We start from the raw sequence: 11,204 nt of genomic DNA on the forward strand, positions 1-11,204 counted from the left end.
GGGCGCGGCGGATCATTGAGACCGTGCTCCTCTAATTATGTTTTAAAATGGGGGTGGGGGGCGCCGCCCGGTCGGGGGGGGGGGGCGTGTTCCCGGGGCGCCCCGGGCCTGTGGTCGACGGTCGACGACTACCTGAAGTTCGCGCGCATGCTTCTGCACGACGGTGTCCTCGACGGCACGCGCGTGCTCTCGGAGGCGTCGGTGCGGGCCATGCGCACCGATCAGCTGACCGAGGCACAGAAGAGGATCCCGTTCCTGGGCATGCCGTTCTGGGTGGGCCGCGGGTTCGGGCTGAACCTGTCGGTGGTCACCGATGCGGCCAAGTCGGCGCCGCTGTTCGGGCCGGGCGGGGTGGGCTCGTTCAGTTGGCCGGGCGCCTACGGCACGTGGTGGCAGGCGGATCCGACCGCGGACCTGGTCCTGATCTACCTGGTTCAGAACGCGCCCGACCTGTCCCCCGATGTCGCGGCCTCGGCGATCGCAGGCAACACGTCGCTGGCCGCGCTGCGCACCGCGCAGCCCCGGTTCGTCCGTCGCACCTATCGGGCGCTCGGCCTCTAGATCATCGCGATCGGGCTGACCTTCGCGCCGATCTCGGTGGCCCCCGCCAGTTCCCGACTCACGTCGTAGTCGAACACGACGTGCCCGCAGATCACATCGACGTCGCGCTTGGCGCGCTGCAGTGGGTTGGCCAGGAACTGGGCGCTGGCACCGGAGGATTCGAGAAGGTCGGAGATCACCGCCCGCGACTCGTGCACGATGTGGGCGGCCGCGGACCGGGCCGCGGCGCGTTCGGTGCGCGACACGGGCTCCCCCGCGACCACCAACTCCTGGATGCGGGCCGTGGTGTGGTCGAGCAGTCCGCGCAGCGCCGCGAGCCGCACCCGGGCACTTCCCAGCCTGATCTGTGCGGCGGGCTGATCTTTCTGCGCCACACCGGAATACGCCAGGACCCGCTCGCTCAGCCGCGCCGCGAAGGCGTCGGTGACAGCTTCGGCCGCCCCGAACGCCGGCATCGCCGCGACCAGCGACAGCGCCGGGACCAGGGGCCACCGGTAGGTGTCGGCGTCGTGCAGGCCCGCCCCGGGCGCGGTGCCCCGGTAGACGTCGAGCACCTTCGCCAGGCGGTGCTGCGGCACGAAGGCGTCGGTGACGACGACGTCGTTGGACCCGGTGGCCCGCATCCCCGCGGTGTGCCAGACGTCGACAACCTCGACGTCTGACATCGGCAGCAGGGCCAGAGCGGGGAACATGTCGGCGCCGTCTCCGCACAGCGCGCCGACCATGATCCAGTCGGCGTCCATCACTCCGGTGGCCCACGACCACCGTCCCGTGATCCGGACCCCGCCGTCGGCGGGCTCACCCCGTCCGGTGGGCGCCAGGGGCGCTGGACACAGCACCGGTCCGTTGGCGAAGACCTCATCCTGTGTGCGTTCGTCGAACAGGGCCAGCATCCAGTTGTGCAGCATGTAGAAGCCCAGAGTCCATGCGCTGGAGGCACATCCGTGCGCCATCCGCCTGATGGGATCGAGGATTGCGGGAAAATCCGCCTGCAGTCCCCCGTACCGCTTGGGCAGCAGCAGGTTCGCCAGTCCCGACGCACGGAAGTCGGCGATGGTCTGGGCCGGGAGTTTCCGCAGATCCTCGGCCTCGGCGGCGCGTTCGCCGAGCGCGGTCACGAACTCATCGGTGAGCAGCGTCATGCGGGCGACGCTACCATACCCAAAGGTATGGAAGTGGGCTTCGGCCGCTGGCCGCCAGGACGTGGTTCACCACACCGGATGGCGTCGACCTGCCGGACTACCCGCTCAGCTGACCAGCGGCCGGCCCAACGGCAGCGCCCGCCCGCCCGTCTCCTCCCACAGCGCGGCGACGTAGAAGTACACGACGAACGCCGCGAACAGGAACACGAACCAGCCGCCGGCGACGGTGGCCGCCGAACTCCCGGTCAGCGTGCCGATCAGCAGCAGCACCAACGCCACGTCGACGACCGCGAACAGCACCGGGTAGGTCCAGGGCAACCGCAGTGTCAGCACGGTCAGCAGCCCGATGACCAGCAGCCAACTGCCCAGCCACAGGGCTGTGGTCTGCGCGGCGGCCTCCGGCGCGATGCCGAACCAGTCGTGGGTCTGCCCCAGTGAGAGCACCGCGAAGCTGGCGTAGAACCCGAAGAACACGCCGTACACCGTGGCGTTGACGTTCTGCCCGAGTGCGGCGGCCCAGATCGTGGTGAGCAGGAGTCCGACCGCGGTGGCCGACAGCAGGATGGGCACAGGTGCCGCAGCCGCCGACACGATGCCGGTGTTGGTGAAACCCAGCCCGACCGCACCCGCCAGGGTCAGCGGCAGCCCGAGTAGCCCCGGATTACTCTGCGCCGCAGCCGGTTCCGCGACCTGATCCACCTCGAGCGCACCGAGCCGACGATCCAACGTGTCTGTCATGTCTCCCCCTTTATCCGTTATCCGATGAGCGCGGGCTGACGGGAGGCGGCGTAGTCCTGCCACCCCACGAGCACCGCCTCGAGTTGCTCCGCCGAGTGCCTGCCCAGCCCGCACTCGGTGGAGATGCCGAACTCCGGAAGGAATTCGGCGGCCAACGCGGCGCGCACTCGCGCCCCCTCGGCACCGTCCTCGGCGTGCAGGAGACCGAGGAAGAACTCAGTTCCGGGTTCGATGGCCAGGTCGGCCAGCGGCCGCCAGTGCGCCCGCCGATTCCATGCGGCCACGGTCGCGGCCTGGAACGCGTCGATCCGGCGGCGCACATGACGGGACAGCCCGTTGGCCAGCGTGACGATCGTCGAGGCGTCCCGGGGCAGGATGTGCCTGCCACCGCGCGCGGCGGCCTCGGCGTCCGGCGGATCCCCCATGAACGGCGACGCCCCGAACTTCGAGTCGCCGTAGCACAGGTGGAACGTCAACTGCGCGTCGTCGTGCACCCAGTCGGCCAGGCGGGCCGTCGCGGCGAAGATGGCCTCCGGGCCCGCGTACGGGTTGTGGAACCAGCCCTCCAGCGTCGCGAGTTCGGCCGGGAGGTCCCACTGGATCGCCAGGTCGTGCGTCGGGATCTGCTGTTGCAGGGCCTCGACGCTCTCCCGCAGTCGCTGCTCGTAGGCGAGCGCGACCTCCACCTGCGAGTCGAACTCGGCGAAGAAGTTGGCCGCGTTGAAGGGAGTCGGAATCGACACCAGGAACCGGGATTCCGGCGCAAGGACGCCCTTGTCGCGGGCCGTGACGAACGCGGCGTAGGACTGCACCGCGGTGCTGTGGTAGTCGACGGTCCCGAACTCCACGGGGGTTCCGGCCCTGGTGCGAACCTTGCCGTCGACGACGTCGAGCGTGGGGTTGTCCAGGAACAGGTCGGACTGTGTGAGCACCCAGTTGGCGCGGTCACCGGGTTCGCCGTCGGGCACCCTGGTCACGCCGGGTTGAAGCCGCGAGCCGACGAGTGCGAATGCGTCCTCGACGGTCGGAGCGTTGATGCTGCCTGTGAGATAGAAACCGGACATCGGTGGAACTCCTTCGGTCAACGGTGAATTCAGAGCAGGACGCCCAGGCGGGGCGGTGTGGTGCCGTGCAGGGTGTGGTTGCCCAGGTGGACGTACTTCCACCGGGCTGGGTCGTGCAGCGAATGGACCCGGACATTGCGCCAGTGCCGGTCCAGGGCGTACCTGCGGTCGGTCGCTGACGAGCCGGCGAGTTCCAGTACGCCGCTGGCGATCTCGACCGCGAACTCCTGGGCCAGCGCCTTGGCGGCGGCCACGTTCAGCGATGCCGTGGCGGCGGCCTCCCGGGTCAGTTCGGGTTCGGCCAGCGCGGCGTCGACCAGCGCCGAACCGCGCTCCAGCAGCGCCTCCAGCGCGTACAGCCGGGCGGTGAGCTCACCGAAGCGGCGGATCACGTGGGGTTCGTCGGCCGCGCTGTCGACTCCGGCCTCAAACCACGGCCGGCTCCTGGTGCGGACGAACTCGGCGCCGTCCTCGAGTGCGGCTCGGGCGATGCCGACGTCGACCGCGGTGTGCAGTGCCTGATCGAAGGCGCCGAGCACCGACGGATCGGCCGTCACAGGATCCGGATCGGGCCCCTCGTCGAGCACGTATGCGCCGTCGACCACGACGTCGTCGAACACCACCTCACCACTGGCCGTGCCGCGCTGCCCGAACGACGACCAGCGGTCGAGGTTCAGCGTGACTCCGGCGGCGTCGGGCCGCACGAACACCGTGGCCCCGTGCGCGGGAGCGGTGTCGGGGATGCGTGCGGCCACGGCGATCCAGGTGGCGCCGAGTGTGCCGGTGGCGTAATACTTCGTGCCGTTGAGCACCCATGTGCCGTCGTCGCGCCGAGCCACGGTGGTCAGCCGGTCCTGGGAGGTCCTGGTGCCGCGCTCGACGGTCGCGTTGCCCAACTGGCCGCCGGCCAGAATGTCGGCATAGATCTCCGGCGCCGGCTGCCCGTTGCCGAGCGCCTCGATCGCCGCCGAGAGCACGAAGTGCGACAACAGCAGCTGGCCCACCGCGGAGTCCGCCGTCGACAGGATCCGCAGCACCTCCACCGCGGTGGCCCGCGGCAGGCCCGGGCCACCGTGCGCGACGGGCACGATCACCGACAGCAGCCCCGAACGCGCCACCAGCGCGAGCGCCTCGGTGGGCCAGACGCCGTCGAGCTCACGCTGCACCGCACCCGCGGCCACCTCCGCGGCGACCTCATGCGCCACCCGCAGCGCCTCCTCGACTGTGTCGATTCGCTGAGCTGGTGGACGAATTTCAGTGACAGTCATGCCTTTTCGCTCCTTGAGTCGGTGATGAAACAGAGGCTAGGGAGCGCAGAGATCGCCGGGAAGGGCGATCAAGCGACACTGAAAGGGCGTGCAGGAACGCTGTAGGCCGCATCGTTGGCCAACCGCGCACCGACCGCCTGCACCAGACTGACCAGCGTCGCGAGCGCTGAATCCCGACACGGCTCCGCAGCGGTGGCCATCGAGATTCGCCGGACCGGACGCGGTCCGGCGACCCGGCGCACCGCGACGTTGTTTCGGGCCTGCGCCGCCGCCAGAGACGGCACGAGCGACACCCCGAGGTTGGCCGCGACCAGACCCTGCACGGTGGAGTAATCCTCCGGGCGGAAGGTCACTGAAGGTGTGAACCCTGAACTGCGGCAGGCATTCTGAAACACCCTGGTGTCGGGGCAGCTGCCAGTGGCCGAACTGACCACCCATTCTTCGTCGGCGAGGTCGGCCAACGCCACTTCGTTGAGGGCGGCCAGCCGATGGCGTCTGGGCAGAACGACGTAGAACTCGTCGTCGTACACCGGCGCCGTGACCACGCCGACGTACAGCGGACGTTCACCGGGCACCTCCGTGACCATGGCCGCGTCGACCTCACCCCGGTTCAGCAGCGCCACACCCTCGTCGGGGTCGGCGCCGACCAGACTGGGCCGCAGGCCAGGGTGTGCCGCGCGCAACCGGGACAGCGCGGCGGGCAGGATCGCCGCGGCCGCACTGGAGAACGACGCCACCCGAAGCGTCTCGGTTGAGTCCGGGCTGGCCAGATCCCGTTCCGCGCGTTCGATGGCGGCCAGGATCGTGCCGGTGTGCTCGAGCAGACGGCGCCCAGCCGGCGTCGGCCGCGCGCCCGACGGACCACGCACCAACAGCGCGACACCGACTTCGCGCTCCAGCGCGGCGATCTGCTGGGACACCGCAGATGTGGTGTAGCTCAACGCGGCCGCGGCCGCCGAGAGCGAGCCGGTGCGCACGACCTCACGGAAGACCACGAGCCTGCGGACGTCGAACACCGCCTCAATCTATGAAGCGCGGCTTCGGGTTCCCAGTATTGCGATCAGGCGGAGGGAAAGAGTCAGTACGCGCGCGGGACCGGTGGCCCTGATGCCGTGATGGAGTTCGGCGACGTCCGGATGGGCCCTGGTGCGGGACTTCCACGCGTTCTCGCCGTAGGTGTTGAAGATCGGGTTGGCCGGATCGAGCTCAACTCCCCTTGAGGCTGCGGCCAATTCGGGCGGCAGCTCGATGAGCGGCACCTGCGCGTCCAATGCGGGGTTCAGGAAGAACGGAATCGACACCCGGTCGGTACCCGGCGCGGGGGCCAGCACCCGGTGCTGCGTCGCGCGCAGGTAGCCGCCGCTGGCCACCTCGAGCAGTTCCCCGGTGTTGACCACGAACGCGTCCGGATGCGGGGGCACGTCGATCCACGTCCCAGGGCTCAGCTGCACCTGAAGGCCCGTCGAATCCGGTTCGAGCAGCAGCAGGGTCAGCACACCGGAGTCCTTGTGAGCGCCGACGCCCTGCGTGGTGTCGAGCGTGCCGGGATAGCGGACCACCTTGATCAGCGTGGCGGGAAGCGCCGCGAACGCCGCGTCGAAGACGTCCTCCCGTGCGCCCAGTGACACCGCCCAGTGCCGCAGCAGACGCAGCCCCACGTCCGACAGCACCGCGCTCCACCGTTCGAACGCTGGTCGCAGCGCGGGCAGTGCGGAGGGCCACAGGTTCGGGCCCTGCAGGCGCCAGTAGCCCTGCGCCCCCGCGATGACGGCGCGTTCGGGGCCGATGTCGATCTGCTCGCGCCAGTCGACGGTGCCGTTGGTCAGTTCGCCGCCCAGGCGTGAGTAGCCACGGAACTGCGGGCTCTTCAACTGGCTGATCTCATCCTTGGCCGCGTCCGGCAGCGCGAAGAACTGCCGCGCCAGCTGCAGCACCTCCTGGCGCTGCTCGCGCGGGACGCCGTGTCCGGTCAGGTAGAAGAATCCGAACTGGTGCGCGGCCTCACGCAGCGCGGTGCGGAATCCCGCGGGGTCTGCGTCGGCGTGTTCGAGGTCAAGGACGGGCAGCACGCCACCAGCATGCGGGCTGTGTGGCCCGGATGCCAGCGCGGTTCACGGCGTCTTGAGACCTGTGCAGAATCTCTGCACGCCGGTCATTGGACGTCGCGGCCCGTGACCATCTCCTTGACCTTGGTGAAGGTGTGCCCGGCGATGTCGAGCGAGTCCTGCACGATGTTGCCCAGCCCCTCGGCGATGTTGCCTTTGAGGATCTCGACCGAGTTGTCCACGATGTCGCTCGACATGTCCACCGCGTAGGTCGCGATGTCCCGCGCGGAGTCGACTGCATCCTTGGGGTTGAAGCCCATCACAGGCCGCCTTTCGGTGGGTGGCTGTTCGACAGATGCTGCTGACGTAACCAGATGGGCGCCGCGACCGCCAGCCTCAGGACTCGTCGTCGGGGCCCGTCGAGCGCACGGCCTCCGCCGCGGCCCGGATCTGCGGCGTCACCAACATGATCTGTCCCAGCACCCCGTTGACGAAGCCCGGCGAATCGTCGGTCGACAGCTCCTTGGCCAACTCGACGGCCTCGTCGACGGCCACCGGTTCGGGAACGTCCTCGGCATGCAGCAGTTCCCAGACCGCGACCCGCAGGATCGCACGGTCCACCGCGGGCAGCCGCTCCAGCGTCCAGCCCTGCAGATGCGAACTGATCAGGTCGTCGACGTGCGCGGCGTGCTCGGTGACCCCGCGCGCCACGGTGTAGGTGTACGGCGCAACGGGATCGACATCCGGCTTCACTCGCGCGAGCTCGGCCCGCGCGTCGGCGATCTCGGCGGCTGTCTGCCCGCGTGCCTCAGCCTCGAAGAGCAGGTCGACCGCGCGCTTGCGAGCCTGATGCCTGCCCTTGACCGGCTTCGAAGCCTTGTTCAGCCTGCCGTCAGCCATTCACGCGGCCCAGGTAACTTCCGTCGCGGGTGTCGACCTTGAGCTTGTCACCGCTGTTGATGAACAGCGGCACCTGCAGCTCGGCACCGGTCTCCACGGTCGCCGGCTTGGTGCCCGCGCTCGAGCGGTCACCCTGCAGGCCCGGCTCGGTGTGGGTCACCACGAGTTCGACCGACACCGGCAGCTCCAGGTACAGCGGCACGCCGTCGTGGAACGCGATCTGCACCGGCATGCTCTCCAGCAGGAAGTCCGCGAGCCGACCGACCAGCGCCTCGGACAGCGGATGCTGCTCGTAGTCCTCGGAGTCCATGAACACGAAGTCGCTGCCGTCGCGGTACAGGTAGGTGGCGTCGCGGCGGTCGACGGTGGCGGTCTCGACCTTCACACCCGCGTTGTAGGTCTTGTCGACGACCTTGCCGGACAGCACGTTTTTGAGCTTGGTGCGGACGAAGGCCGGACCCTTACCGGGCTTGACGTGCTGGAATTCGACAATCTGCCACAGCTGTCCGTCGATGTTGAGGACGAGGCCGTTCTTGAAATCGGCAGTCGATGCCACGGTCAGTGCTCCTTAAATCGGAAGAATGTGCAGTTCCTTGGGGAACCGAGTAAGCAGTTCGGGAGCGTCCGCCTCCCCCACCACCAGGGTGTCCTCGATGCGGACACCGCCGCGATCGGGCAAGTAGACACCAGGCTCCACGGTCACCGCCGAGCCAGCAAGCAGTGTACCGGCGGCGCTGGCATTGATTCCCGGCGCTTCGTGGATCTGGAGTCCTACCCCGTGCCCGAGGCCATGGCTGAAGGTGTCCCCGTAGCCCGCGTCGACGATGATCTGCCGGGACGCGGCGTCGACGTCGGACAGCGCGACGCCGGGAGCCAGTGCCTCCCGCCCCGCGCGCTGCGCGGCGGACACCAGGTCATAGATTTCCCGCTGCCAGTCCGCGGCGTGCCCCAGCACGAAGGTCCGCGTCATGTCCGAGTGATAGCCGGCCACCAGCGCGCCGAAGTCGATCTTGACGAAATCGCCTGCCGCCAAGACCGTTTCGGTCGGGCGATGATGCGGAATGGCGGAGTTCGCGCCCGCGGCCACAATCGTCTCGAACGACACGCCGTCGGCGCCGTGGTCGAACATCAGCGCCTCGAGGTCGTTGCGCACCTGCTTCTCGGTGCGGCCCGGACGCAGCCGCCCGCGCTCGATGAGATCGGCCAGAGCCGCGTCGGCCGCCTCACACGCCAACCGGAGCAGGGCCACCTCGCCGGCGTCCTTGACCTCCCGCAGCGATTCGACGGCACCCGAGGCCCGCACCAGCTCCGTCTGCTCATGGTCGGCCAGCGAGCGGCTCAGCACGTCGAACGCATCGACGGTCAGCACGTGCCCCTCGAACCCGAGTCGGCGCACCCCGTCGGAGGCCGCGCGCAGGGCCAGGCACCGTCCGCAGGCGCGTTCGATGACCACCTCGACGTCCGGGGCCTGTTTCGCCGCCTGGGTGCGGTAGCGCCCATCGGTGGCCAGCACCGCGGTTCGTCCGTCGGCGTACACCAGCAGCGCCGCATTGGATCCGCTGAACCCGGAGAGGTAGCGGACGTTGTTGAGGTCGCTGACCAGCAGCGCATCCAGATCGGCGGACTGTAATGAGGCGCACAACCTGTCACGGCGCTGGGAATGTGTCACGCCGCATCACGCTACTCGCTAGGCTGACCCCCCATGAGCAAGTGGTTGTTGCGCGGACTGGTGTTCGCAGCGCTGATGGTCGTGGTCCGTCTGGTGCAGGGCACCCTGATCAACCAGTTCGAGACCAAGGCGTTGTTGATCAGCGTCGTGGCGCTCGTGGTGTTCGCGGTCATCGCTCTGCTCTGGGGTCTGTCCGACGGGCGGGCCGACGCACGCGCCAACCCCGATCCCGATCGCCGCAACGACCTCGCGATGACGTGGCTGGTGGCCGGTCTGGTCGCGGGCCTGCTGTCCGGAGCGGTCTGCTGGCTGCTGTCGCTGCTGTACCCCGCGCTGTATGTGGGCGGGATCGTCAACGAACTGACGACGTTCGCCGCGTTCACGGCGCTGCTGGTGTTCGTTCCGGCGATCACCGCGGTGGCCGTCGGCCGCTGGCTGGTCGACCGCAAGGCGCCGCCGGTGGACCGCCACGCCTCCGCGCACGGCCATGATCCCGACCGGGCCGACACCGACGTGTTCGCCGCCGTCCGCGACGACGAGGGTGCGGCGGGACAGACCGAACAGCAGACCTCGTCGGTCGCGGTCGCCGAGCGCGACGACACCGAGACCATCACCGCGTCCGAGGACCGTCCCAAGGACTGAGCGCTCAGGCGCCGCGGGCGACCTCGGAGTAGGCCGCCGCCAGCAGGGCCGGGTCGGGCCCCTCGAGCCGGCCCGGTTTGGCCAGGCCGTCGAGCACCACGAACCGCAGCACGCCGGCCCGGTTCTTCTTGTCACCCGCCATGTACTCCAGCAGCTGGGGAAGCGCGTCGGCGTCATAGCTGACCGGCAGGCCCAGCGCCTCCAGGACCGTGCGATGCCGGTCGGCGGTCTCGTCGTCGAGGCGTCCGGCCAGCCGGCCCAGTTCGGCGGCGAACACCAACCCCACCGACACCGCGGCGCCGTGGCGCCAGCGGTAGCGCTCGCGTCGTTCGATCGCGTGCGCCAGCGTGTGTCCGTAGTTGAGGATCTCGCGCAGCGCCGACTCCTTCTCGTCGGCGGCCACCACCTCGGCCTTCACCGCGATGGCCCGGCGGATCAGTTCGGGCAGCACGTCACCGCCGGCGTCGATGGCGGCAGCGGGGTCGGCCTCGATCAGGTCGAGGATCACCGGGTCGGCGATGAAACCGGCCTTGACGATCTCAGCCATGCCGGCGACGAGTTCGTTGGGCGGCAGCGTCTGCAGCGTGGCGAGGTCCACCAGCACCGCGCGCGGTTGGTGGAATGCGCCGACGAGGTTCTTGCCGGCATCGGTGTTGATGCCGGTCTTGCCGCCGACGGCGGCGTCGACCATGCCCAGCAGGGTGGTCGGGATGTGCACGACGTCCACGCCGCGCAGCCAGGTCGCCGCCGCGAAGCCCGCCACGTCGGTGGCCGCTCCCCCGCCGAGACTGACCACAGCGTCCTTGCGGCCGATGCCGATCCGGCCCAGCACCTCCCAGATGAAGCCCAGGACCGGCAGCTCCTTACCGGCCTCGGCGTCGGGGATCTCGATGCGGTGGGCGTCGATTCCCTTGTCCGCCAAATGACTTCGGATGGCTTCGGCGGTCTGCGCCAGGACCGGCTGATGCAGGACGGCGACCTTGTGGGTGCCGGCCAACTGCTCACCCAGCTCGCCGAGCAGACCGGTGCCGATGATGACCGGGTAGGGCGGGTCGACGGCGACCTCGATGGTCACAGGTGGCGGGATGCTGTTGCTGTCACTCATTCACGAACCTCGGTGCGGCGGGCGGCAAGCGCGGCGGGGGTCGCCGGCGTGACTGGCCCGGTGGGCGGGG

At 69.4% G+C, this 11,204-nt stretch carries 12 protein-coding genes and 1 pseudogene; 2 read left to right on the forward strand and 11 right to left on the reverse strand.

The features are described from left to right. Nucleotides 1-63: 63 nt before the first annotated feature. Nucleotides 64-561, forward strand: a pseudogene (locus A5727_RS18325) (serine hydrolase); the annotation flags it as partial. Here the strand turns inward: A5727_RS18325 and A5727_RS18330 are convergent. The 10 genes from A5727_RS18330 to A5727_RS18375 form a co-directional block, all read right to left on the reverse strand. Continuing rightward, complete coding sequence (locus A5727_RS18330; RefSeq protein ID WP_068252746.1) at nucleotides 558-1,703, reverse strand: acyl-CoA dehydrogenase family protein; 1,146 nt, start codon at nucleotides 1,701-1,703, stop codon at nucleotides 558-560. The pseudogene A5727_RS18325 and the gene A5727_RS18330 overlap by 4 nt on opposite strands. Before the next feature lie 105 nt (nucleotides 1,704-1,808). Beyond that, the gene (locus A5727_RS18335) at nucleotides 1,809-2,441 is read right to left on the reverse strand and encodes a GPR1/FUN34/YaaH family transporter (RefSeq protein WP_068252749.1); all 633 of its coding nucleotides are present in this window, start codon (nucleotides 2,439-2,441) and stop codon (nucleotides 1,809-1,811) included. A 17-nt stretch (nucleotides 2,442-2,458) separates the two neighbouring features. Continuing rightward, nucleotides 2,459-3,505, reverse strand: coding sequence for a hypothetical protein (locus A5727_RS18340; RefSeq protein WP_068252751.1), 1,047 nt, complete (start codon nucleotides 3,503-3,505; stop codon nucleotides 2,459-2,461). Between the two features lie 29 nt (nucleotides 3,506-3,534). Beyond that, nucleotides 3,535-4,773 carry an acyl-CoA dehydrogenase family protein gene (locus A5727_RS18345; protein ID WP_068252756.1) on the reverse strand — a complete coding sequence of 413 codons (1,239 nt, stop codon included), beginning with the start codon at nucleotides 4,771-4,773 and terminating at the stop codon, nucleotides 3,535-3,537. A gap of 68 nt (nucleotides 4,774-4,841) precedes the next feature. Continuing rightward, entirely contained in the window at nucleotides 4,842-5,789 is a 948-nt protein-coding gene (locus tag A5727_RS18350; RefSeq protein ID WP_068252759.1) for a LysR substrate-binding domain-containing protein, read from the reverse strand. A 9-nt stretch (nucleotides 5,790-5,798) separates the two neighbouring features. Next, on the reverse strand, nucleotides 5,799-6,842 hold the full coding sequence (locus A5727_RS18355) for an isopenicillin N synthase family dioxygenase (protein WP_068252762.1): 1,044 nt from the start codon (nucleotides 6,840-6,842) through the stop codon (nucleotides 5,799-5,801). A gap of 83 nt (nucleotides 6,843-6,925) precedes the next feature. Continuing rightward, on the reverse strand, nucleotides 6,926-7,138 hold the full coding sequence (locus A5727_RS18360) for an Rv1893 family protein (protein ID WP_068252765.1): 213 nt from the start codon (nucleotides 7,136-7,138) through the stop codon (nucleotides 6,926-6,928). 76 nt (nucleotides 7,139-7,214) lie between these two features. After that, complete coding sequence (gene nusB / locus A5727_RS18365) at nucleotides 7,215-7,718, reverse strand: transcription antitermination factor NusB (RefSeq protein ID WP_068252768.1); 504 nt, start codon at nucleotides 7,716-7,718, stop codon at nucleotides 7,215-7,217. After that, nucleotides 7,711-8,274 carry an elongation factor P gene (gene efp / locus A5727_RS18370; protein WP_068252772.1) on the reverse strand — a complete coding sequence of 188 codons (564 nt, stop codon included), beginning with the start codon at nucleotides 8,272-8,274 and terminating at the stop codon, nucleotides 7,711-7,713. The genes nusB and efp overlap by 8 nt, the downstream gene beginning before the upstream one ends. Before the next feature lie 12 nt (nucleotides 8,275-8,286). Beyond that, nucleotides 8,287-9,387: a M24 family metallopeptidase gene (locus A5727_RS18375; protein WP_068252773.1), complete on the reverse strand. Its 1,101-nt coding sequence runs from the start codon at nucleotides 9,385-9,387 to the stop codon at nucleotides 8,287-8,289. A 33-nt stretch (nucleotides 9,388-9,420) separates the two neighbouring features. Here A5727_RS18375 and A5727_RS18380 point away from each other — a divergent pair, with 33 nt between their 5' ends. After that, nucleotides 9,421-10,029 carry a B-4DMT family transporter gene (locus A5727_RS18380; RefSeq protein ID WP_068252774.1) on the forward strand — a complete coding sequence of 203 codons (609 nt, stop codon included), beginning with the start codon at nucleotides 9,421-9,423 and terminating at the stop codon, nucleotides 10,027-10,029. A 4-nt stretch (nucleotides 10,030-10,033) separates the two neighbouring features. On the opposite strand, the gene aroB is transcribed toward A5727_RS18380, so the two are convergent. Next, nucleotides 10,034-11,134 (reverse strand): 3-dehydroquinate synthase, encoded by a 1,101-nt coding sequence (aroB, locus tag A5727_RS18385; protein WP_068252777.1) that lies wholly within the window; start codon nucleotides 11,132-11,134, stop codon nucleotides 10,034-10,036. Nucleotides 11,135-11,204: the final 70 nt, after the last annotated feature.

The sequence above is a fragment of the Mycobacterium sp. ACS4331 genome, assembly GCF_001667265.1.
Lineage (GTDB): Bacteria > Actinomycetota > Actinomycetes > Mycobacteriales > Mycobacteriaceae > Mycobacterium.